The organism is Methylobacterium sp. EM32, assembly GCF_040593685.1.
GTDB lineage: Bacteria > Pseudomonadota > Alphaproteobacteria > Rhizobiales > Beijerinckiaceae > Methylobacterium.
Genome location: NZ_JBEXZS010000008.1, coordinates 57,407 through 79,247, shown reverse-complemented (window position 1 = coordinate 79,247; position 21,841 = coordinate 57,407). Strand labels below are relative to the sequence as shown.

Annotated in this window: 16 protein-coding genes; 8 read left to right on the top strand and 8 right to left on the bottom strand. The window is 73.3% G+C overall.

Annotated features, from left to right (window positions below; translation table 11 throughout):
* Positions 1 to 909, bottom strand: a complete 909-nt coding sequence (locus ABZT49_RS01825; RefSeq protein WP_355282235.1) for a LysR family transcriptional regulator — start codon at positions 907 to 909, stop codon at positions 1 to 3.
* A 149-nt stretch (positions 910 to 1,058) separates the two neighbouring features.
* On the opposite strand from ABZT49_RS01825, the gene ABZT49_RS01820 reads away from it, so the two are divergent.
* The gene (locus tag ABZT49_RS01820; RefSeq protein ID WP_355282233.1) at positions 1,059 to 2,285 is read left to right on the top strand and encodes a glycosyltransferase family 4 protein; all 1,227 of its coding nucleotides are present in this window, start codon (positions 1,059 to 1,061) and stop codon (positions 2,283 to 2,285) included.
* Positions 2,286 to 2,379: 94 nt separating this feature from the next.
* Here ABZT49_RS01820 and ABZT49_RS01815 read toward each other — a convergent pair whose 3' ends face one another.
* Positions 2,380 to 2,748 (bottom strand): hypothetical protein, encoded by a 369-nt coding sequence (locus ABZT49_RS01815; RefSeq protein ID WP_355282231.1) that lies wholly within the window; start codon positions 2,746 to 2,748, stop codon positions 2,380 to 2,382.
* 99 nt (positions 2,749 to 2,847) lie between these two features.
* Between ABZT49_RS01815 and ABZT49_RS01810 the strand changes: the two genes are divergently transcribed.
* A complete protein-coding gene (locus ABZT49_RS01810; RefSeq protein ID WP_355282228.1) occupies positions 2,848 to 3,834 on the top strand; it encodes a LysR family transcriptional regulator in 987 nt (328 codons plus the stop codon).
* An 84-nt stretch (positions 3,835 to 3,918) separates the two neighbouring features.
* A complete protein-coding gene (locus tag ABZT49_RS01805) occupies positions 3,919 to 5,082 on the top strand; it encodes a dimethylmenaquinone methyltransferase (protein WP_355282225.1) in 1,164 nt (387 codons plus the stop codon).
* Positions 5,083 to 5,102: 20 nt separating this feature from the next.
* Here ABZT49_RS01805 and ABZT49_RS01800 read toward each other — a convergent pair whose 3' ends face one another.
* The 3 genes from ABZT49_RS01800 to ABZT49_RS01790 all read right to left on the bottom strand — a co-directional run bounded on the left by ABZT49_RS01800 (position 5,103) and on the right by ABZT49_RS01790 (position 7,448).
* Positions 5,103 to 5,309, bottom strand: coding sequence for a hypothetical protein (locus ABZT49_RS01800; RefSeq protein ID WP_355282223.1), 207 nt, complete (start codon positions 5,307 to 5,309; stop codon positions 5,103 to 5,105).
* A 170-nt stretch (positions 5,310 to 5,479) separates the two neighbouring features.
* Entirely contained in the window at positions 5,480 to 6,520 is a 1,041-nt protein-coding gene (locus ABZT49_RS01795; RefSeq protein ID WP_355282220.1) for a helix-turn-helix domain-containing protein, read from the bottom strand.
* Between the two features lie 241 nt (positions 6,521 to 6,761).
* Positions 6,762 to 7,448 carry a hypothetical protein gene (locus ABZT49_RS01790; RefSeq protein WP_355282217.1) on the bottom strand — a complete coding sequence of 229 codons (687 nt, stop codon included), beginning with the start codon at positions 7,446 to 7,448 and terminating at the stop codon, positions 6,762 to 6,764.
* Positions 7,449 to 7,738: 290 nt separating this feature from the next.
* On the opposite strand from ABZT49_RS01790, the gene ABZT49_RS01785 reads away from it, so the two are divergent.
* The 3 genes from ABZT49_RS01785 to ABZT49_RS01775 all read left to right on the top strand — a co-directional run bounded on the left by ABZT49_RS01785 (position 7,739) and on the right by ABZT49_RS01775 (position 9,402).
* Positions 7,739 to 7,942 carry a hypothetical protein gene (locus tag ABZT49_RS01785; protein WP_093567762.1) on the top strand — a complete coding sequence of 68 codons (204 nt, stop codon included), beginning with the start codon at positions 7,739 to 7,741 and terminating at the stop codon, positions 7,940 to 7,942.
* 295 nt (positions 7,943 to 8,237) lie between these two features.
* The gene (locus tag ABZT49_RS01780) at positions 8,238 to 8,468 is read left to right on the top strand and encodes a hypothetical protein (RefSeq protein ID WP_355282214.1); all 231 of its coding nucleotides are present in this window, start codon (positions 8,238 to 8,240) and stop codon (positions 8,466 to 8,468) included.
* A 97-nt stretch (positions 8,469 to 8,565) separates the two neighbouring features.
* On the top strand, positions 8,566 to 9,402 hold the full coding sequence (locus ABZT49_RS01775) for an alpha/beta hydrolase (RefSeq protein ID WP_355282212.1): 837 nt from the start codon (positions 8,566 to 8,568) through the stop codon (positions 9,400 to 9,402).
* Positions 9,403 to 9,421: 19 nt separating this feature from the next.
* On the opposite strand, the gene ABZT49_RS01770 is transcribed toward ABZT49_RS01775, so the two are convergent.
* A complete protein-coding gene (locus tag ABZT49_RS01770; protein ID WP_355282210.1) occupies positions 9,422 to 10,336 on the bottom strand; it encodes a LysR family transcriptional regulator in 915 nt (304 codons plus the stop codon).
* Positions 10,337 to 10,434: 98 nt separating this feature from the next.
* Here ABZT49_RS01770 and ABZT49_RS01765 point away from each other — a divergent pair, with 98 nt between their 5' ends.
* Positions 10,435 to 11,427 carry an aldo/keto reductase gene (locus tag ABZT49_RS01765; RefSeq protein ID WP_355282207.1) on the top strand — a complete coding sequence of 331 codons (993 nt, stop codon included), beginning with the start codon at positions 10,435 to 10,437 and terminating at the stop codon, positions 11,425 to 11,427.
* A 40-nt stretch (positions 11,428 to 11,467) separates the two neighbouring features.
* Here ABZT49_RS01765 and ABZT49_RS01760 read toward each other — a convergent pair whose 3' ends face one another.
* Positions 11,468 to 12,649, bottom strand: coding sequence for an acyltransferase family protein (locus tag ABZT49_RS01760; protein ID WP_355282204.1), 1,182 nt, complete (start codon positions 12,647 to 12,649; stop codon positions 11,468 to 11,470).
* Between the two features lie 286 nt (positions 12,650 to 12,935).
* Here ABZT49_RS01760 and ABZT49_RS01755 point away from each other — a divergent pair, with 286 nt between their 5' ends.
* The gene (locus tag ABZT49_RS01755) at positions 12,936 to 15,806 is read left to right on the top strand and encodes an EAL domain-containing protein (protein ID WP_355282201.1); all 2,871 of its coding nucleotides are present in this window, start codon (positions 12,936 to 12,938) and stop codon (positions 15,804 to 15,806) included.
* A 703-nt stretch (positions 15,807 to 16,509) separates the two neighbouring features.
* Here ABZT49_RS01755 and ABZT49_RS01750 read toward each other — a convergent pair.
* Complete coding sequence (locus ABZT49_RS01750) at positions 16,510 to 21,807, bottom strand: alpha-2-macroglobulin (RefSeq protein ID WP_355282199.1); 5,298 nt, start codon at positions 21,805 to 21,807, stop codon at positions 16,510 to 16,512.
* Positions 21,808 to 21,841: the final 34 nt, after the last annotated feature.

Below are 21,841 nucleotides of genomic sequence, written 5' to 3'. Positions count from 1 at the left end.
TTACGGCTGAGAGGCGATCTGCCCCGGCCGCGCCATTTCCTGGCGCAGGAAACGCACGAAACTGCCGGCGAACATGCTGAGCGCGGTGCCGGCCTTCATGGCGATCCAGGTCTCGAAGACCGGCGCCTCCTCGATCGGCAGCACGCGGATGCCCGGGAAGGCGTCGTACGCGATGGTGAACTGGTCGATCACCGCGATGCCGAGGCCCGCACGCACCAGCGAGCACACCGTCGAGCCGAACCGGGCCCGGATCGTGATGCCGTAGGACAGGCCGCGCTCGCGAAAGATGTCGGACATGATCCGGCCGTAGGGGTCGTTCGGGTCGATGCCGATGAGCGGGTGGCGGACGATCTCCTCGGCCGAGATCGAGGTCCGGGCGGCGAGCGGATGGTCGAGCGGCACGATGCAGAACAGGCCGCCGCGGGCGAGCGGCTCGAAGGTGAGCGCCGGGTGGTCGAGTCGGTAGCTCATCGCCACCACCTCGCCCTTGCCGAGCAGCAGGTAGTCGATCGCCTCCTCGAGCTTGAGGATGTTGATGTCGATGACGAGGTGCGGATAGGCCGCGCGCACCCGCTCGATCGCGCGGGGCACCATCACGTGCGAGATCGACGGCACCGAGCCGATCAGCAGTTCCTGGCCCCCGCCGCCCTGGGTGCGCTCCAGGACGAAGCGCAGATCCTCGACCTTGTCGAACACCGCGTTGATCTGCTCGAAGACGTGGCGCGCCTGCTCGGAGGGCACCAGGCGCCCGGCCCGCCGGTCGAACAGGCGGATGCCGAGGGAGGTCTCGGTGTACTTCATCAGCCGGCTGATGCCCGGCGCCGAGACGTTGAGCAGCCGGGCCGCGCCCGCGATGGTCCCGGTCACCATCACGGCGCGGGCGACCTCGATCTGGCGCAGGGTCAGCATCCGGTGTCCTTCGTGGGGCGCAAGCTCGCTCCAGATGAGCGGAGAGGCGGGGTCAAGGCAAATCCCGGCCTGGGCGCGTTCCGCCGCGGCCCGGCTCGGTGCTACAGGGTGAGCCGCATGGTCCGCCCGGGGACCGATCCCGACCCACGATGCGCGTCCTCTTCGTCCACCAGAACTTCCCCGGCCAGTACCGCCACGTCGCGCCCGCCCTCGCGGCCCGGCCCGGCACCGAGGTCGTGGCGCTCGGCATCAACCCCGCCCCCGCCCTGCCGGGGGTGCGCCATATCCGCTACGCGGTGGCCGGCCGCTCCACCCCCGGCATCCATCCGCTGGCGGCGAGTTTCGAGACCGCGACCCTGCGGGGCGAGGCGGCGGCGCGGGCCGCGCGGGCGCTCAGGGACGAGGGCTTCCATCCGGACGTGATCTGCGGCCATTCGGGCTGGGGCGAGACCCTGTTCCTCAAGGACGTCTGGCCGCGGGCCCGGCTCCTGACCTTCGCGGAGTTCTACTACGGCGCGACCGGCGCCGATTCCGGCTTCGATCCGGAATTCCCAGCTGGGGAGGGCGACGCCCTGCGCACGCGGGCCCGCAATGCCGGGCAGCTCCTCGCCTTCGAGGCCTCCGACCGGCTCGTCAGCCCCACCGCCTGGCAGGCGAGCCGCATCCCGGCCGTCTTCCGCGACCGGCTCAGCGTCATCCACGACGGCATCGACACCGACCTTCTGAAGCCCGATCCGGGGGCGCGCATCACGCTCGGCCGCGACCGGCTGTCGCTCGGCGCCGCGGACGAGGTCGTCACCTTCGTCAACCGCAACCTCGAACCCTATCGCGGCTACCACAGCTTCATGCGGGCGCTGCCCGAGATCCTGCGCCGTCGGCCGAGGGCCCGGGCGGTGATCGTCGGCGGCAGCGACACCAGCTACGGCGCGAAGCCCCCCGCTGGCAGGACTTGGCGTGAGATTTTCCTCGACGAGGTCCGGGGGGAGCTCGACCTGTCGCGTGTCCATTTCGTCGGAAAGATTCCCTATCGCGACTACGTCGACCTGCTGCGGGTCTCAGGCGTCCACGTCTACCTGACCTATCCGTTCGTGCTGTCCTGGTCGATGCTGGAGGCGATGGCGCTCGGCGCCTGCGTCGTCGGCTCGGCGACCCCGCCGGTCGAGGAGGTGATCCGCCACCGCGAGAACGGGATCCTGGTCGATTTCTTCGCCAAGGACGCGATCGCCGAGGCGGTGGTCTCGGTCCTGGCCGATCCCGGTTCCGCGTCTCCGTTACGGAAGGCGGCGCGGCAGACGGCGCTCGCCTACGACCTCACGCGGGTCTGCCTGCCGGCGCATCTGCGCCTGATCGAGGCGGTCGCCGCCGGGGGCAGCTGAGCCGCCGGCCTGGCCTGCTTCGCGGCCCTGGAGCAGGTGATCGCCGGGCTCGACGGGGACCTGTCCCGGGCGGCATCACGCCGCCCGCAGCTCCTTACTCGATCGAGGCGGTCGCCTCGACGGTCTCCCGCGCCCGCGCCGGCGTCACCGTGACGGCGTCGCCTGTGCGGGCGATGGTGACCGTCCTGGCGGTGGTGCCGGCCTGGCGCGGCGTCGAGACGGTGACGCTTTGCCCGGAGGCCAGCACCGCCTCGAACCGGGAGGCGGGGGCGGCGGCGCGCGGGGCCAGCGTCACCACCACGCGGTAGCCCGCGGGCTCGGGCGTGTAGTAGGCCACCCCGGCGAGCGGGCCGAGGTCGAGGCTGGCCGCCCCGGCCGGGCGCAGCTCGCTGGCGGATGCCGCGCCGGCAGCGAGCATCGTCGCGGCGGCGAGAAGGGCTTTACGAAGGGTCGTCCGGGTCATGATCGTCGTCCTGTCCGTGGCGGGGAGCGGCGAGCGCCCCGCACCCATGGACGTGATATGCGCTGCGGTGCAGCATGGATCAAACAGATCGTATCGATAATGACTATTGATCATATCGATCTCGCTCGGATCGACCTCAACCTCCTGGTCGCCCTCGACGCCCTGCTCGCCGAGCGCAGCGTGACCCGGGCGGCGTCCCGCATCGGCATCGGCCAGTCGGCGATGAGCAGCGCGCTCGCGCGCCTGCGGGTCCTGTTCGGCGACGAGCTTCTGACCCGTGCCCCCGAGGGGATGCGGCCGACGCCGCGGGCGCTGGCGCTGGCCGAGCCGCTGCGGATCCTGCTGCGCCAGGTCCAGGTCCTGGTGCGCCGGGACGAGGCCTTCGATCCGCGCACGGTCGAGCGCACCTTCACGATCAGCCTGCCCGACAGCACCGAGGTGCTGCTCGGCACGCGCCTGCTCGCGTATCTGCGGCAGGAGGCGCCGGGGATCAGCCTGCTGCTCCGCTCCGTCGACCGGGCGCACGTCCTGCAGGAGATCGACGACGACCGGCTCGACCTCGCCATCGACCTGTCGTTCCGCGGCCAGATGCACCACAAGCAGCGCCTGCTCTACCGCGACAGCTACGTCTGCCTGTTCAACGCCGCCCTGGTCGGGCTGACGCCGCCGATCTCGCTCGACGACTACCTGCGCTTTCCCCACGTGCTGACCAGCCTGCGCGAGACCGCCCACGGGGTGGTGGACGACGCATTGGCCAAGATCGGCCGCAGCCGCACCCTCGCGGTCACCTCGCCGCGCTTCATCGCGGTGCCGTTCCTGGTGCGCAGCGCGCCGGTGCTCACCACCATGCATGCGCGCCTCGCCACGCTCTTCGCCGAGACCCTCGGGCTGACGGTGAGCCCCGCCCCGATCCCCCTCGAAGACGTGGCGATCGGCATGCTCTGGCACGCCTCCTACGACGACGATCCGGCCCATCGCTGGCTGCGCGACCTGCTACGGCGCTTGGCCGGCGAGGGCCGGCTTCTTCCCGAGTCCGGCGAAGGCCGGCCTCTTCCCGGATCCGACGAGGCGCCGGACGTTTCCTGACATCCAGGCCCTGCCGGTACGGCGCGCGAGCCGCTATGCTGGCGGGATTCCAACCCCACCCGCATCGACCCTGGACCTTTTCCCGTGCGCCTGACCCAGATCACCCACCACGACCTCGACGGCTACGGCGCCGCGACCCTCGTCGCGGCCTATGCCGAGCCGGCCCGGATCGTGCACGTGCCGCGCTACGGCGATGTCGGCCCGGTCGTCGACGACGAATTGAAGCGCTTGGGGAAAACCAAGGCGGCGGAGATGGTGCTGATCACCGATCTCGGCATCGAGGAGCCGACGATCGCCTTCCTGCGCCGCTTCGCCGCCATGAACCGCAAGCGCGATCCGGAGGCGCCGCACCAGCTGGTGGTGCTCGACCACCACACCTCCTCGATCGACCAGATGCGCCGCCAGGGGCTGGAGCCGAAGGCCGATTCCGAGAATCCGCGCCTGTCGCGGTTCGATCTCGGCGATCCGTCGGTCACCGTGCTGGTCGACGAGGGCTCGAGCGCGACCAAGATGGTCGCGACCCACCGCGCCCTGTTCGCCACGCGGGACGCCGACCCCGCCCGCGCCGAGGACCTAGCGCTCTTGGTCGCCTCGGTCGACGCCCTCGACCTCTGGCGCAAGGACGATCCCCGCTTCCCCGGCGGCTTCGCCCTCGACGAGATTTTTTGGGACAATGTCGGCACCCTGGTGCCGGTCGGGCATCCGGCGCACGATCCCTTCGTGGCCCGCCTGCTGCTGGAGGCGACCGCGCGCCTGCGTGCCGGCGCCACCCCGGCCGAGCTGGAGCGCGCCGTGCCGGAGATCCGCGGGGCGATCGTCGACGACCTGATGCGCGAGGCGCCCGACGACGATGCGAGCCTCACCACCCGCCAGCGGATGGCCCGGGCGCTCGCCCGCTCCGACGCGCTGTTCCACGCGCTCCCGGACGGCACGCTGCTCTCCTTCGCCCTCGATGCCGGCACCTTCCAGCGGGTCTCGGACCTGGTGATGGCGAGCGGGCGCGCCAAGCGCCTCGTCAACGTGCAGCGCGCCGGCACCCTGTCGTTCCGCTCGATCGACGGCACCGCCCTCGACGGCGCCCGCCTGTTCCGCGGCGGCGGCCACCAGGACGCCGCCGGCGGCAAGCTCCCGAGCGGCACCGCCTTCTCGCTCGCCGACGCCGTGGCGCAGGTCGAGCCGGTGCTGAGCCCGCAAAAGGGCGCCGCCGCCGACAGCCCGTTCGCGGCGCTGAAGAATTGGAAGGGCTGACGCCGGATCGCGGGGGCGGCTCAGGAGCCCGGCCGCCCCTCGCCGAGTTCGACGATCCCGCCCGGTCCGCCGGCGTCCCGATCCCTCGCCCCGTCGAGTCTCGGGTCCGCCGCGCCGCGGCCGAAGGTCTGGGCCCAGGTCAGCGTGATGATCTCGGCGCCCGCGCCGGCGGCGGCCCGGTTCTTCCGGGCCGCGCGGCGACGCCCGGCGCCGATCCAGCGCCGCACCAGAGGCTCGCCGTCGTGCGGTAGGCCGACGGGTTTCCGTCGTCGCCCGTTCCCTCGTCGCACCTGCCGCCTCCCACCCTCCGAAGATGGGGCAGCATGTCGGGCGCGGACGGCGCCGGGACGACCGCGATTCGTCCCAATTCCTTCATCCGGCGTCTCAATCGGCCAGTTCAGGCGTCGAGCGTCATGACCCAGTCGTAGAAGCCGTCCCAGCCCTCTTCCGTCCCGTCCGGGGGGCTGCGCCGCTCCGGCGACGCGCCCCGCGCCGCGGCCCTCACGTCGGCGGGGCTCACGTCGAACTCGGCGCGGAAGGCGGCGGTGAAGCTCGCCGGGCTGCCGTAGCCGTAGCGATAGGCGATCTCGGAGACCCGCGCCGCCTGACCGCTCCCGTCGGCGAGGTCGCGGTAGGCGCGGGCGAGCCGGCGGCGGCGGATATACTCGACCACGCCGCCCAAGGGCGCGAACAGGCGGTAGAGCGCGCTGCGCGAGACGCCGAAGCGGCGGCAAATCTGCTCCACGCTCAGCTCGGCGGAGCCGATCTCGGCGTCGATGTGGCCGCGGATGGCGAGGAGGACCGGCGCGCGCTCGAAGACGCGTCCGGTCGTGCCGGCCTCGGTGGCCTTGCCCGCCGCGGCGGACAGCAGGCACGCCGTGGCCTGGGCGGCGACGCGCGCCTCCGCGGGGGTGAAGTGCGGCACGTTCCGGCCGAGCGAGCGCAGGTGGTCGCCGACCAGCGCCCCGAACGGGTCGCTGGCGCGCAGGACCGTCCCGTGCGCCTCGCCGAGCCCGGCCCCGCCCTCCGGGAACAGGCCGCGCGGGATGATGACGGTGATGGCGCGGTAATCGGTCGAATCCAGGGAGAGGGCCTGCGCGAGGTCGAGCAGGGCGACGTCGCCGGGACCGATCGGTGCCTCCTCCCCGGCGGCCCGGATCGTCGCCCGCCCCTCCATCCGCAGCTGCGCCGCCACGTGGTCGACACCCATGCGGGCGACGAGGCCGCGCGAGCGCTCGTTGCGCAGGCCGGAGGCCGCGGTCAGGCCGATGATCGCGTTGCCGAGGTGGTAGACCTCCGACCGGCCGCGGAAATCCGGGGTGTCCTCCTTGCGGATCTCGACGTCCCAGAACGGCGCCACGGCCTCGCGCCAGGCCGGAATCGTCCGCGGCCCGAAGGTCGTTCCTTCCAGACGGAGGTTGGGGCCGCGAAGGGTCATGTCAGGGGATCACATCGGGATCGAAGCGAGTGCGGCGCGCCGCCCCAGGTTGCATCAGAGTCGCATGACGGTCACGGTTGTGCAAATCGATTTGTCGCGAGTCATCGCGCGTTCCGCCGCAATCCGGTGCGGATGGCCGCTAGAGCGCTTCACGATCGCGTTGCCATCGCGAAGCTCTCCAGGTCTATGATTGTGCCGCATTGTCTTCGACGAACCGGTGTCCACTTGGTCGGAAAATGCTCTAGCGCGGGCCCGCTCCGTCCACCCGCTCGCCGATCCACACCACGTGCCGCCCGCCGCTCCCGGCCGAGCGGACCTTGTGCTCCTCGACCGCGAAGCCGCCGCGCTGCAGGCGCGACTTGAACTTGCGGTCGGGGCTCTCCGACCACACGCCGAGGACGCCGCCCGGCCGCAGCGCCCGCCGGGCGCGGCCGAGGCCCGCGACGTCGTAGAGCCGGTCGTTGCTGCGCTGGACCAAGCCCTCCGGCCCGTTGTCGACGTCGAGCAGGATGGCGTCGTAGCCGCCGGGGCTGTCCGCAACGAGGTGGTGGACGTCGGTCTCGTGCAGGCTCACCCGGGGATCGTCGAGGCTGCCGGCGAAGATGTGGGCGAGCGGTCCACGCGCCCAGGCGGCGACCGCGGGGATCAGCTCGGCGACCACGACCTCGGCGCGCGGCCCGAGCTCGCTCAGGGCCGCCCGCAGGGTGAAGCCCATGCCGAGCCCGCCGATCAGCACCCGCGGCGCCGGGAGCCGGCTCAGGCGCGCGCAGGCGAGGCTGGCGAGCGCCCGTTCCGAGCCGCTGCGGCGGCTGTTCATCAGCTCGATCGAGTCGACCACGATCGCGAACTCGTCGCCCCGGCGCATCAGGCGCAGGGACGCGGTCTCGCCGGGGATGGCGCTGGTGTCGAGGTGAACCCAGGGAATCAAGAATTGCACTCCATCGGACTTAAAGCCGTGCCGGCGGAGCGGCCGCGGGATCGGGCAGGATGATCGGGACGCAACGCGGGCGGGGCGGCTTTACGCGACGCAAGCCGCCGGAGGCCGGCCCGCGGCCGCGACGGCGCGCCGACGGGAGGCCGGAATGGTGCCGGCTATCGCACGCGCGGGGGCGGCGCGTCGAGGCCGGCATCGAGGTCGACATCGATGTGGGATCGGACCGGGGATCGGGGCGGCGGGATGTTTGTCCTCCGCGGGGGTTCCGTGCCATAGTTCCGCGGATGAGCGAGAACGAATTCTACCCCTTCACCATCGAGGTAGCCCCGCTGAGCAGCCCGAAAGGAAAATTCGGCTGGGCGATCCGCAAGCACGGCAAGCTGCTCGAGCGGTCGGACCGGCCGCACGACAGCGAGGAGCGGGCCTATGCCAGCGCCACCGCCGCCGTGGAGCGCGCCTTCCGCCCGGCCGATCCGCGTCGGCGCTGACCGGGCTCGCCGGATTTGCGTTGCCGGCATCCGGCCCGGCGGAGGGCGACGACCCGCCCTTCGGCCGGCCGGTGCCGCGACGACGACCGGTCGCGCGAGAGAATTCGCCTTGTAGGCGACGACGAAACCGTTCATCGTCGAACGGTCGATCATTGACGGCCGTCCCGGATCTCGGAGCGCAATCGCTCCGGCTCCGGCGCGTCCGTCCGATGTGATCGCGAAATCTGTCCAGCGGCACCGATCGCGGGCAGATGCGCCTCCGGCGGGTCCGCCATCCCGCACGAGAGGATCGGCCATGGCCAAGATGTTCATCACCGGCTCGGCCCGCAGCCCGTCGAACGAGGAGTTCAAGGCGCGCGTCGCGCGGCTGGCGGAGATGCCGACCCACACGGCCTCCCCCGCGACGGCCCGGAAGAACAAGCCCGCAAAGCCCGCCTACACGCAGCCCGCGCCGTCGCCGGATGACGGCCCGGCCGAGGAGACCCCTTCCGAGGAGACCCCGGGCGAGGAGACGGAGACGGACTGAACGCGCCGGCCCGCTTCCGCGTCGCACCGAAGCTCCCGTATGTTAGGTCCTGCCGGCCGGCCCGACGCGCGCCGGCCCCGCGGCAGGAGACGTTCCGATGAGCTTCGTGACCACCGGCGACGGCGTTCAGATCTTCTACAAGGATTGGGGCCCGCGGCAGGCCCAGGCCATCATGTTCCATCACGGCTGGCCGCTCTCCGCGGACGACTGGGACGCGCAGATGCTGTTCTTCGCGGCCCGGGGCTACCGGGTCGTGGCGCATGACCGGCGCGGCCACGGCCGCTCGTCGCAGGTTCCGGACGGGCACGACATGGACCATTACGCCGCGGATGCGGCGGCGGTCGTGCACCAGCTCGGCCTCATGAACGTGATCCATGTCGGGCATTCGACCGGCGGTGGCGAGGTCGCCCGCTACGTCGCGCGCCACGGCGAACCGCAGGGGCGGGTCGCCAAGGCGGTCCTCGTCAGCGCGGTGCCGCCCCTGATGCTCCAGACCGAGGCCAATCCCGGCGGCCTGCCGATCGCGGTCTTCGACGGGTTCCGCGCCGCCCTCGCCGCCAACCGGGCGCAGTTCTTCCTCGACGTGCCGAGCGGGCCGTTCTACGGCTTCAACCGGCCGGGCGCCCCCGTGTCCGAGGGCACGATCCGCAACTGGTGGCGCCAGGGCATGATGGGCTCGGCCCTCGCGCATTACCACGGCATCAAGGCCTTCTCCGAGACCGACCAGACCGGGGACCTCCGGGCGATCTCGGTTCCGACCCTGGTGCTCCACGGCGAGGACGACCAGATCGTCCCGATCGACGCGGCCGGCCGCAAGTCGGTGACGCTCCTGCGCAACGGCACGCTCAAGACCTATCCGGGCCTGCCGCACGGCATGCTGACGACCGATGCCGAGACGCTCAACGCCGACCTCCTCGCCTTCGTGAAGGGGTGATCCCGACGGGCCGGGTCGATCACGGACATGCGGGCGGCGCGCGCCGTCCCGCCTCCCGCACCACGTCGAGGAAGGCCCGGAGCGGCGCCGGCACCTGCCGGCGGCCCGGATAGTAGAGGTGGAAGCCCGGGAAGGCCGGGCACCACGGCGCGAGCAGCCGCACCAGCCGGCCGTCGGCGAGGTCGCCGGCGACGTAGCCCTCGAAGAGAAGGGCGATCCCGAGCCCGTCGAGGGCGGCGAGCCGGATCAGGTCCTGGTCGCCGAGGATCAGCGGGCCATCGACCGCGACCGGCGCCGGGATCCCGTCGCGCTCCAGCTCCCAGTGAAACAGGCTCCCGCCGGGAAAGCGCTGGCGCAGGCAGGCGTGGCCGGCGAGGTCGCCCGGCTCGTCCGGTGCGCCCCGTCGCGCCAGGTAGGCGGGCGCCGCGACGACGGCGAAGCGCTGCGGCCCGCTCAAGGGCAAGGCCACCATGTCGAGGGCGAGGCGCTCGCCGAAGCGCACCCCGGCGTCGTAGCCCTCGCCGACGATGTCGGTGAGCGCGTCGTCGCTCGCCACCTCGATCCGCACGTCCGGATGGAGGGTGAGGAAGCGGGCGATGAGCGGCATCAGCACCAGCCGGCAGGCGCTGCGCGGCGCGTTGAGCCGCAGGGTGCCGGCGGGCCGCGCGGCCGTGGCGGAGGCCGCCGCCATCGCGCCGGCGATGTCGTCGAGGGCGGGGGCGAGCCGCGCCAGCAGGGCGGCGCCGGCCTCGGTCGGGGCGACGCTGCGGGTGGTGCGGTTGAGGAGCCGCACGCCCATGCGCTCCTCCAGCCCGCGCAGGGCGTGGCTGAGCGCCGAGGGCGACAGGCCGAGCGCGGCCGCGGCGCGCCGGAAGCTGCGGTGGTGGGCCACCGCCGCGAAGGCCGCGAGGTCGGGAAGGTCGTCGCGGACCATTGGTGAGCCTGGTTCATCGGTTCATGCGGAGCGGCGCAGCTTATCCGGCGAGGGCCGGAACGCCAGATCCGGACCGTCCGCGAACAAGGAGTGCTTCGATGCAGCGACGTTCCCTCGGCCGCTCCGGCCTCACCGTCTCCGCCCCCGGCCTCGGCTGCATGGGGTTCTCGGAATTCTACGGCCCGACCGACGCGGCGGCGGCACCCGCCGCCCTCGAGGCCGCCCTGGCGCTGGGCTACGACTTCCTCGACACCGCCGACCAGTACGGCCACGGCCGCAACGAGGAATTGCTCGGCCGCGTGCTGAAGGGCCGGCGCGACCAGGTCGTGCTGGCGACGAAGTTCGGCATCGTGCGCCGGGAGGGGTCGAGCGAGCGGCGGATCGACAACAGCCCGGCCTATCTCGCCGCCGCCTGCGAGGCTTCCCTGCGCCGCCTCGGCGTCGAGACCATCGATCTCTACTACTGCCACCGCCGCGACCCGTCGGTACCGATCCCCGACATGGTCGGCGCCATGGCGCGCCTCGTCGAGGCCGGCAAGGTGCGGGCGCTCGGCCTGTCGGAGGTCTCGCCCGAGACCCTGCGGGCCGCCCACGCAATCCACCCAATCGCCGCGGTGCAGACCGAGTATTCCCTGTGGAGCCGGGAGCCGGAGCAGGGCCTTCTGGCGGCTTGCCGCGAGCTCGGTGTCGCCCTCGTCGCCTATTCGCCCCTCGGCCGCGGCTTCCTCACCGGGGCCCTCGATGTCGATACCCTCGCCCCGGACGACTTTCGCCGCGGCAACCCGCGCTTCCAGGGCGAGGCGCTGGCGCAGAACCGCCGGCTCACGGAGGCCCTGGGCGCCTTCGCCCGCGAGCGCGGCGCCACCCCCGGCCAGGTAGCCCTGGCCTGGCTGATGGCCCGCAGCCCCGACGTGATCCCGATCCCCGGCACCCGCCGGCCCGAGCGTCTGGCCGAGAACGCGGCCGCCGCCGACCTCGCCCTCTCGGCCTCGGACATCGCCGCCCTCGACGCGCTGTTCGCCCCGGGCGCGGCGGCCGGCGCGCGCTACGCCCCGGGCGGGATGGCGGGCATCGAGAGCGCGGCCGGGTAGCGCGCCGGCAGGCGGGCCCGGGCCGCGCGAGCGTCGTTGCTCAGAGCATCTTTCGGACGAGAGGAAGACGGCGCAGCGCCCAGGCGCCGGCCCAGCTCGCCGCCAACGCGACGGCGAACACGATTGCGCCCTTGAGCGGAGCACCGAGCGGCAGGCCCAGGAGCGCGGCCTGGGTCCAGGTCACGGCCGGGTAGTGCAGCAGGTAGATGGCGAAGGCGTTCGCCGACAGGCTGTCCCAGGCGTCGGAGCGGCCTCCGCCGAAGCGGAGGAAGAGGGCCGGGAGCGCGAGGGCGGCGGCGGCGCAGAACAGGGTCCGCGCCGCGCCCTCCAGGGCGAGCGCCTCCCGCGCCGGCAGCCGGCCCCCGATCGCCGCCGCGGTGACGAGGGCGGCGCCCGCGGCGAGGGCCAACAGGCCCCACGGCCGCCAGCGCGGGGCGAGCGCCCGGCCGAATTCCAGGAGCGCCGGCCTCCCGCCCCGTCCGAGCGTGACGCCGGCGGCGAAATAGGCCGCGTAGAGCCCGACGCGGCTGGCCTGGATCGCCAGCGGCCCGATCCCGACCCAGCGCGCCGGGCCGACGGCGAGGAGGAGGGGCAGGTAGGCAAGGCCGGAGAGACCGGCGAGCAGCAGGAAGCCCCGGCCCGGTGCGAAGGCCCGCCCCGGCCGGTCGCAGGCCTTCCGGACGAACAGCAGGGCGGCGGCCGCGTCGAACGCCAGGAGGACGCCGATGAACCAGGGCGGTCCGCTTGGCCAGGGCCCGGTCGTCACCGTCCGGACCCAGAACGCCGCGAAGCCGGCCCGGCCCTCGGCCTGCAGGTACGAGGGGTAGTAGGCGAGCGGCATCAGGGTCGTCACGGCGACGGCGAAGGGCAGGCCGAGGCGCCGCGCCCGGCCGCGCAGGTAGGCGTCGGCCCCCTTCCGCGCGAGCCCATCCCGGACGAACAGGCCCGACAGCCCGAACAGCAGCGGCATGAAGAAGGCGTCGTCGAGCAGCACGAGGCTGTCGAAGCCGCGCCAGCGCTCCGGATCGACGATCGGTGCCGTCGACAGGGCGTAGTGGGCGCGGTCGACATGCCCGAAGGTGCAGTAGGCGAGGACGGCGTGGTGCAGGACGACGAGCCCGACGAGGGCGCCCCGCAGCCGGTCGAGGGCGGCGAGGCGCGCCTCCGGCGCGGCGGGCGGGGCCGGGGGCTCGGGCGGGGTGCGGCGGAGGAGGGGGAGCATCGCGGACCCGGCGGCTGGCACGGATCCGTTCTACGCGGCGCGGGCGCGGCGCTCCACGGGTGAGCCGTCGCGCGGCCCGGAACAAGGCTGCCGGGGCGCCGGAATCGCCGGGGCGAGTTGATCAGGATCTTACAAATTTACTGAATATCTCGATTTCATCTTAAAAGATATAGTTCTTCGTGTGTTCGAGCTGAGGATCTGCATCGCCGTGTCGCGGATTCTGTAATGATTGTTCAATCTCTCTGCCGCACACTGTAAATCCGCGCCGCAGCCGTCACGGGATGCCATGTATCGTGCGTTCGTCTGCCTGACTGCCGAGCATACGGTCTGGGCCCTTCCGCTGGCGGCCTTGGTCGCGTGGTTCTCCTGCCATACAGCCCTGCAGCTCTTCGGGCAGGCGCGCGCCGCGCGCGGCGGGCGCTCCGTCGGCTGGCTCCTCGGGGCAGCCTTCTCGGCCGGGGCCGGAACCTGGAGCACCCACTTCATCGCCATGCTGGGCTACGATCCGGGGGTGGGCGTCGGCTACGATCCGGCGGCGACCCTCGCCTCGCTCCTCGTCGGCGTGGCCGGCGCGCTCGCGGCCCTGGGCCTGTTGCGCCGGGCCCGCGGCACGCCCGGCCGCCTCGCCGCCGGCCTCCTCCTGAGCCTCGGCGTCGCCGCCATGCACGCCACCGGCATGCAGGGCGTGCACGTGCCGGGCACCTTCGTCTGGCATCCGGGCCTGGCCGTCGCGGCCCTCGTCGTGGGGGCCGCCCTGTCCTGCGCCGCGTTCCTGATGTTCCGGCGCCGGGGCGAGCGCCGCAGCCTGATCCCCGCGGCGACCCTGCTGGCCGGCGGGATCGTGCTGCTGCACCTCCTCGCCATGGCGGCGGCGGAGGTCGTGCCCGATCCCCGGGCCGGAGACGGGGCCGACAGCCTGCCGCGGGCCGTGCTCGCCGCCGGCATCGCCGCGGTCACCCTCGCGGTACTCGCCTGCTCGGCCCTGGCGCTGGTCGCCGACCGCCTGCGGCGGATGAACGGCGTGCTGAGCGGGCAGAAGGCGGCCCTGCTCGCCAGCGAGGAGCGCATGCGGGCGCTCACCGACGCGCTTCCGCAGATGGTCTGGGTCATCAGGGACGACGGCACGACCCTCTACTCCAACCGGCCGTTCCGGGCGTTCTTCGGCGCGCGTGCCGCGGCCTACGCGCTGCGCATCGAGCTCCAGCACCCCGACGACCGCGACGAGGCCGCGGCCACGTGGCTGCGGGCGCGGGCGGAGCGGCGGGCCTTCGCGACGGAGCTGCGCTGGCGCGATCCCTCGGGCGCGTATCGCTGGCACAAGGTCGTCATCGCCCCGGCCCTGCAGCAGGGGGGCGTCGTCGAGTGGATCGGCACGGCGCTCGACATCGACGACATGGTCCGGGCCCGCGAGGCGCTGCAGGCGAGCGAGGAGCGCCTGGCGCTGGCGCTCGACGCGAGCAGCGACGGCCTGTGGGATTGCGACCTCGCCACCGGCGCGGCCTGGACCTCGGACCGCTGGTGGCACATGCTCGGCTACGCCCCGGGCGAGCTGGCGTCCCACAGCAGCACCTGGCGCGCGCTCCTCCACCCCGACGACCGGGCCGAGGCCCTCGCCAGGCTCGCGGCGCATCTCGCGGGGGCGACGCCGGTCTTCGAGTGCGAGCACCGGCTGCGGCGCAAGGACGGCACCTGGGGCTGGTTCCTCACGCGCTCGAAGGTCGTCGCGCGCGGGGCCGACGGGCGGGCGGGCCGGGTCGTGGGCACCCACGTCGATATCGGCGTGCGCAAGGAGGCGGAGAGCCGGATCGCCCACATGGCGGCCCACGACGCCCTCACCGACCTGCCCAACCGCACCCTGTTCCGCGAGCGGCTGCGGCGGCGGCTCTCGGAGACCGGGCGCGGCGAGGGTGCCTGCGCGGTCCTGTGCGTCGATCTCGACCGGTTCAAGGAGGTCAACGACGCCCTCGGCCACCTCGCCGGCGACGCGCTCTTGCGCGAGGTCGCGCACCGCCTGCGGGCAGGCCTCTCGGGCCAGGACATCGCGGCGCGGCTCGGCGGCGACGAGTTCGCGGTGCTGCTCGCCGCCATCGACGGCCCGGGCGACGCGATGGCTCGGGCGCAAGCCCTCGTGCGGGCGATCGGCCGGCCGGTCCGGCTCGGCGACCAGTCGGTCGAGATCGGCGCCAGCATCGGCATCGCCGCCTCGCCGGCGGACGGGACCGACGAGGAGACCCTCATGCGGCGCGCCGACCTCGCCCTCTACAAGGCAAAGGCGGAGGGGCGGAACGCGGCCCGCGCCTTCGACCCGGCGATGGATCTGGCGCTCGCCGAGCGGCGGCAGCGGGAGACCGACCTGCGCCGGGCGATCGCACGGGACGAGCTGGTGCTGCACTACCAGCCGCAGGTGCGGCCCGGCCAGGGCCGGCGCTCCCCCGGTCCGGCCTTCGGGGGGCAGCTCGTCGGCTTCGAGGCGCTCGTGCGCTGGCAGCACCCGTCGCGCGGCCTGGTGCCGCCGGGCGCCTTCATCCCCCTCGCCGAAGAGACCGGCCTCGTCGTCCCCCTCGGCGAGTGGGTCCTGCGCGCGGCGTGCCGCGAGGCGGCGGGCTGGGCCCGCCCGCTCAAGGTCGCGGTCAACCTGTCGCCGCGCCAGTTCCAGCAGGTCGACCTGCCCGAGCGCGTCCTGGCGATCCTGACCGAGACCGGCCTGCCGCCGGAGCGGCTCGAGATCGAGGTCACCGAGACGGTCATCATCAACGACATGCCCCGCGCCCTGTCGGTCCTGCGCCGGCTGAAGTCGCTCGGGGTCCGGATCGCGATGGACGATTTCGGCACCGGCTACTCGTCGCTGGCGACGCTGCAGGCCTTCCCGTTCGACACGATCAAGATCGACCGCTCCTTCGTCAGCCAGCTCGAGCGGCGCCCGGCCGCGGCCGTGATCGTGCGCGCCGTGCTCGGCTTAGGCGCCAGCCTCGGCATCCGGGTGGTGGCCGAGGGCGTCGAGACCGAGGCGCAGATGCGCGTCCTGCTCGGCGAGGGCTGCACCGAGATGCAGGGTTACCTGTTCGGCAAGCCGCAGCCCGTCGCGCAGCTCGCGACGGTGATGGCCGGGGAGGGGGTTTTCGCCGAGGCGGCGGGCCGGCTGGCGGCGAACGGCTGACGGGGCCGGCGCGGGCCGCTGGGATGGCTGTGGTGGGTCCCGATGGATGGCGCGGGCTGCCGATCCGGCGGAGTCGAGACGAGCCGTTGCACACGTTTCCCTCCGCCCCTTTCCCGGACGACTGGAGCGTCAGCGAAAGGAGATCCGGGATCCAGCACGAAAAATCGCGAAGGGTCTGCTTGTCTGCAACGTTGCAGCACTCGGAGCCACTTCGCGGCACTTCTCTCCTGGATCCCGGATCTCCTTCCACTTTGTTCCAGTCGTGCAGGCCCGTACCGGGCCCGGAAAGGGTAGGGTTGTCCGCGGGAAACCCCTTTTAGAATCAGGCACGGGATCCCCTCTCCCACTCGGGCTAGCGGATTCACACTTCTCCCTTTGAGAGCTAACCCATTGTGAGGACAGGCGCTTCCCCTCCCCCTTGTGGGGAGGGGTTAGGGGTGGGGGTGGTGCCGCGTAGAGCACCGAGCCTCATCCGGCACCACCCCCACCTCCAACTCCTCCCCACAAGCTTGAGCGATCTCGGGCAAGCCCGAGATCGCCCGGGGAGGAGAGGCGCGCTTTCTTCGAGAGGAAACGCCGCTCAAACCGCGTTGTGTGAATACGCTAGCCCACTCGGGAGAGGGGAGACGCGCCACCTCTTCTCCCCGGACAGCCCTTGGGGAAGGGGAGAGGGGACGAACAGCGGCACCGCTGTCTCGAATGCCTACCGCGTCGCCCCCACCTCCAGCGTCCCGAACGCCGTGCGCCCGTAGCGCTCGGGCCGGTACATGTCCTCGATCGTCGCCGCCGGGTGGACGTAGCGGCCGGGCGTCACCGCCCGCAAAGTGTAGGCGACGCTGAAGAAGGCGGACTGGCTCGGGTCGCGGTCGTAGGCCGCCACGAAGCGGTCGTCGCGGAACTCGGTGTGGGTGGGCTTCACGTCGGACTTCGCCCAGGCGAGGCCGGCGGTCGCGTCCGCGTCGAGGAGCTTCGGGTTGTCGATCTCGAGGCCCGCCGGCAGGCGGTCGACGAGGAGCAGGCGGCCGGCGCTAGCCTTGGCCTCGGTCACCTTCAGCACCACCACCAGGCGGTCGTTCTGGCGCAACGCCGCGAGGTCGGCCGGGCTGCCGTCGAGGCGGTGGTAGCTGCGCTCGATCGTGTAGCCCTTCGCCTCCGCCGGCTCCGGCACCGCCGGGTTGCCCGAGACGCCGAGGGCGAGCTGCACCGGGGCGGTGCCGCGATTGGTCACCGTCACCGGCTTCGCCTCCAGGGCGGCGCCGGGGAACGTGCGGTAGAGCGCGCCCGAGATCGGATTGCCGTCGAGGGCGAGGGAGGGCCCGTCCTTCCCCGCATCCTTTGCCGAATCTTTGGCGAGCTCGGCCGCCGCCAGCACCATCCAGGCCTGTTCCTGGGTGCTGGTCGGGCGGCCGGAGTCGCGCTCCTCGCCCACCACGGTGCCGAGCGGACCGAGCGCGTCCCGCCCCACGCCGGTCTCGGCGGCGAGCGCGATCAGCCCGGCGCCGTCGCGCAGGCGCGAGCCGTAATCGGCCCGGTAGGCGCCGCCGTCGCGCTCGGCCCGGAGCGCCGCCACGGCGGCCTCGAAGGCGGTGCGGGCCCGCGCCCGGTCGCCGAGCAGAGCGAGCGCCGCCGCGATCTGGCCGCGGGCGAGGGGTGTCGCGAAGGAGGCGAGCTTGGTGTCGGCGAGGTAGCGCAGGTCGCCCATCACCGGCCGGCCGTTGCGGGCGAGCACGTAGGCCGCGTAGGCGAGGTCGAGGCCGCCCTCCGTCACCTCGTTGGCATTCGCCACGCTGTTGCGCAGCCGGTCGAGGGCGAGGGTGAGCGCGGTCGGCGGCACGGCGAAGCCGCGCTCCTTCGCCCGGGTCAGGAAGTCGGTGGCGTAGGCGGTGAGCCACAGATCCTCGGCCTGGCCCGCCGACCACAGCCCGAAGGCGCCGCTCGCATCCTGGCGCGACAGCACCCGGTCGATGGCCCCCCGCACCCGCTCGTCGGCGCTGCCGTCGAGGCCGAGCTGGGCGAGCGCCGCCAGCCGGTTGACCGAGAGGAGCGGCAGGGCCCGGCTCACCACCTGCTCGGTGCAGCCGTAGGGATAACGGTCGAGGGCCTGGAGCAGGGCCGGCACGTCGATCCCGCCGAAGGGCGAGGCCGCGAGCGTGACGGAACCGGTGCCCGGGATCACCTCGGCGAGGAGATCGCCCGACACGGTCAGGCTCGCGCCGGGCGCGAGGGTGCGGACCTCGCGGCGCAGCAGCGCCCCAGTGCCGGGCTGGATGCCGAGGGAAAAGCTCTGGCCGGCGGGCTCGGGCAGCCCCGGGCCGATCAGCCGCAGGTCGATCCGGGCGAGGCCCGGGCCCGCCGCGGTGAGCGGGATCTCGACCGAGCCGCGCCCGCCCGGCTCCAGGCGGAGCGAGCGGCTGAGGGAGCCCGCCGGGACCACCACCGGCCCGGCGAGGTCGACATCGACCGCGTAGTCGCCGGCCTGCCCCTCGACGTTGTCGAGGGCGACGTGCAGGCGCGAGCGGTCGCCGACATCGAGGAAGCGCGGCAGGGTGCCGCTCGCCACGACCGGATCGCGGATCACCACGTCGGCCGAGGCCGCCCCGACCCGCGCCGCGCTCCAGGCCGTCACCATCACCCGGGCGGTGCCGTTGAAGGCGGGCAGGGAAAAACTTACCTCGGCCCGGCCGTCCGGCCCGACCGTGACGACGCCCGAGTACCGCGCGAGCGGCGCTTGCGCCGGGGGCGCGCCCTCCAGCTCCGCGCCGCCGGCGTCGCCGCCGGAGCGGATGGCGCCGAGCGTGCCCTGCATGCCGTCGATCAGGTAGCCGTAGAGGTCGCGGATCTCGGCCGAGAGCGCCTTCTGGCCGAAGAAGAACCCGAACGGATCCGGGTTGGCGTAGCGGGTGAGGTTGAGGATGCCGACATCGACCGCCGCCACGGTCACCCGCGCCTCCTCGCCGGGTTTCAGCCCCGCGAGGCGGATCGGCAGGCGCAACTCGCCCCGCGGCCGGACCTTGGCCGGAGCCTCCACCGTGACGCCGAGGCTGCGGGCATCGCGGTCGATCCCGAACCAGGCCAGCCCCATCGCCCGGCCGGGCAGGCGCTTGGCCGCCTGGTCGAGGGGCCGGTAGGCGGTGGCGACGAGGTAGGCGCCCGCACCCCAATCCGGCTTCACCGGGATCTCGACGGTGGCGCCGCCCGCCGGCAGGTCGAGGGTGCGGATCTCGTGGACCTTGTCGCTCACCACCGCGACGGTGGCGGTGCCGGCGAAGCGCGGACGCACATTCGCCTTCAGCGTCTCGCCCGAGGCGTAGGCGTCGCGGTCGAGGGTCAGGTCGAGGAGGTCGGGCGCATCCGCCGTCTCGGACCCGCTCCAGCCGACGCTGAACGACAGGCTCGCCGCCTCGAGGCCGGGGCCGCGCACCTCCAGGCGGTACTGGCCGAGCCCGGCCGGCATCGCCAGCTTCGCCGGCGCCTCGGCCGCCAGGGCGACGCGGCCGTTGGCGACCTTGGCGGTGGTCTTGACCGGCTCGTAGGACCAGCGCCCGTCGGCGCGGTACCATTGGTAGCGCCGGTCGACCCGCAGCAGGGTCCAGGTCGCCTCGGCCGAGAGCCGCGTGCCGTCGGGCCGCGCGGCCGCCACCTCGAACGTCGCGGTCGCGCCCTCGCGCAGCTCGCCGAAGGTCTTTTTGATGCCGATCACCGGGCCGGCGGGCAGGATCGGTAGGGTCAGGCTGCGCTGCACCGCCCGGCCGCCGGGCTCGCCGACCTGGAGCGAGACCTTGGCCTCGAAGGGCCGCGGCCCGCTCGACGCCGGTACCGGCGCCCGGACTGTGGCGCGCCCCTGCGCGTCGGTGGTGACGGGGGCCTCCAGCTCCGCCGTCACCGGCTCGACGCGCTCGTCGTCGAGGCCGGTGGAGAACTCCTCGAAGCCCTTGATGCCGCTGCGGGCGGCCGGCTGCACCGCCACCGCGCCGCCGACGCTCAAGCCCGCGCCCGGCGCGCCGTAGAGGTAGCGTGCCGCGACCGCGACCGTCGCGGGCTCGCCCGGCTTGAGGGCGGCTTCAGGCGGCGTCAGGGTCACGTCGAGGCGCTCGGGCACGTAATCCTCGACGAGGAACGTCGCCTCGCCGACCGGCGGCGCCTTCGGGTCGGTATAGGCGGCGACCCGCCAGGTGCCGGCCTGCGCGCCCGGCAGCAGGGGCAGCGAGAAGGCGCGCCCGCCGAGGCCCGCATCCGCCACCTGCGCCCGGCGATACTCGACCCCGTCCGGGCGCTTCGCCACCAGGGTGAGCGGCAGGGTCGGGATCGCCGCACCCTTGGCATCGCGCAGGAGCGCGGTCAGCTGCACCGTCTCGCCCGAGCGGTAGACCCCGCGCTCGGGAAACAGGTAGGCCTCCGCCGCGCCGGGCGCCGGCCGGCCCTTCACGCCGCGGTCGGCGAGGTCGAAGGCGCTCAGATTCAGGTCGAGGAAGCCGTAATCGTCGCCGAGCCGCGCCACGACGAGACTCGGTGCCGCCCCGCCCTCGCCGCGGGCGAGCCCCGGATCGAAGGCGGCGAGGCCCTGGCCGTCGGTGTTGCGGGTCGCCAGCACCTCGTTGTTGCGGGCGACGAGACGGATCTCCGCCCCCTTCACGACGCCGGCCGAGGCGAGGGAGCGGGCGAGAACCTGGATCCCGTCCCGGCCCTTGAAGGCGGTGAGCCCGAGATCCGAGACGACGAACCATTGCGTCGCCTCGCTCTCGTAGCCGCCCTCCTCGTCGGCGAGCGAGGTGCTGCCGCTCGGCCGCGCCGTCATCACGTAGAGCCCGGGCTCGCCCTTGCCGACCGCCTGGAGCACCGGGAAGGCGGTGACAGCTTCGCGGTTGATCTCGACGGGTGCGGTGTCGAGCGTGCCCTTCCAGACCTGCACGCCCCGCTCGCGGGCGATGGTGCGCAGGCCGGAGCCGGAGAGCTGCGACAGGAACTCGTCGCCGCGCAGGGCCGGCAGCAATCCGCGGTCGCCGATGCGCACCACCTCGATATCGACCTTGGCCGCATTGACCGAGACCAGCGGCACGCCGGCCTGGCCGGTGCGGGGCAGCACGTAGTTGCGGCCGGTGAAGCGCACCTGCGGGCTGCGGTCGCGGACGTAGATCTCGTAATCGGCCGCCTTGCGCAGAGCCTCGCCCACGCTGGAAGGCAGGCCCTGGCGCAGGACTACGCCGTAGCGCTCGCCGTGGCGCAGGCCGTCGACGCAGACCTGCTGCCCCTGCGCGGTCACGGCGGTGTCGGGGGCACCGGAGACCGCCACGTAGGGCGCCACGTCCGCCTTCGGGTCGATGGCTTCCGACAGGGTGAAGCAGGCCCGCGGGGCGGCGGCGTCGGAATCGACCTTGTAGTCGAGCACCCGGAAGCCGTGCGCGTCGCGCAAGGCCTCGTAGGTCTTGGCGGTGTCCGGATCGCCCGCGAGCGCCAGGCTCGCCGCGTAGGCCTCGAGCGCCGGGCGCCAGGTCTCCTGCTTGGCGAGCACCGCGCCGAGGAGCGCGAGCGCCCGAGCTTCCTCGGCCGGGGCGCCGGCCCGCTGGTAGGCGAGGTAGGCGCCGGCCCGGGCCTCCGCCTTCAGCTTCCGGTTGGTGTCGTAATCGTCGTTCTCGGCGTCGTTCGCAGTCTCGGCCAGGGCGTACCAGCTGCGCCAGTCGGCCGGTTCGGCCGCGGCGGCGCGGCGGTAGGCGGCGAGCGCCCCGTCGGTCTCGTCCTTGGCCTTGAGGGCCTCGGCCTCGCGGCGCCACTGCGCGGCGGATCGGCCGCCCGCGCCGCCTTCCTCCTTCACCCGCGCCTCGAGCCGCACCGCCTCGCTGGCGAGGGACGGGCGCACGAAGCTCTTTGGTTTCTGTGCTGGCTGCACCAGGGCGGCGCGGCGGGGCGCCGGGTTCGGGGGCTGCTGGCCTTGCGCGCTCGCGTGCCCTGCCAGAAGGCCGGCCAGACCGATGGCGACGCGACCGACTCGGGTGATGAGCGACATGTCCGGCCTCGCAAGCGATTCCCAGCGCGGGCGG

Coding starts and splice junctions, on each gene's coding strand:
- ABZT49_RS01795 (WP_355282220.1), bottom strand. CDS start 6,520: ATGACCCTTCGCGGCCCCAACCTCCGTCTGGAAGGAACGACCTTCGGG.
- ABZT49_RS01760 (WP_355282204.1), bottom strand. CDS start 12,649: ATGCTCCCCCTCCTCCGCCGCACCCCGCCCGAGCCCCCGGCCCCGCCC.
- ABZT49_RS01785 (WP_093567762.1), top strand. CDS start 7,739: ATGAGCGAGAACGAATTCTACCCCTTCACCATCGAGGTAGCCCCGCTG.
- ABZT49_RS01815 (WP_355282231.1), bottom strand. CDS start 2,748: ATGACCCGGACGACCCTTCGTAAAGCCCTTCTCGCCGCCGCGACGATG.
- ABZT49_RS01765 (WP_355282207.1), top strand. CDS start 10,435: ATGCAGCGACGTTCCCTCGGCCGCTCCGGCCTCACCGTCTCCGCCCCC.
- ABZT49_RS01810 (WP_355282228.1), top strand. CDS start 2,848: ATGACTATTGATCATATCGATCTCGCTCGGATCGACCTCAACCTCCTG.
- ABZT49_RS01755 (WP_355282201.1), top strand. CDS start 12,936: ATGTATCGTGCGTTCGTCTGCCTGACTGCCGAGCATACGGTCTGGGCC.
- ABZT49_RS01825 (WP_355282235.1), bottom strand. CDS start 909: ATGCTGACCCTGCGCCAGATCGAGGTCGCCCGCGCCGTGATGGTGACC.
- ABZT49_RS01750 (WP_355282199.1), bottom strand. CDS start 21,807: ATGTCGCTCATCACCCGAGTCGGTCGCGTCGCCATCGGTCTGGCCGGC.
- ABZT49_RS01770 (WP_355282210.1), bottom strand. CDS start 10,336: ATGGTCCGCGACGACCTTCCCGACCTCGCGGCCTTCGCGGCGGTGGCC.
- ABZT49_RS01780 (WP_355282214.1), top strand. CDS start 8,238: ATGGCCAAGATGTTCATCACCGGCTCGGCCCGCAGCCCGTCGAACGAG.
- ABZT49_RS01820 (WP_355282233.1), top strand. CDS start 1,059: ATGCGCGTCCTCTTCGTCCACCAGAACTTCCCCGGCCAGTACCGCCAC.
- ABZT49_RS01775 (WP_355282212.1), top strand. CDS start 8,566: ATGAGCTTCGTGACCACCGGCGACGGCGTTCAGATCTTCTACAAGGAT.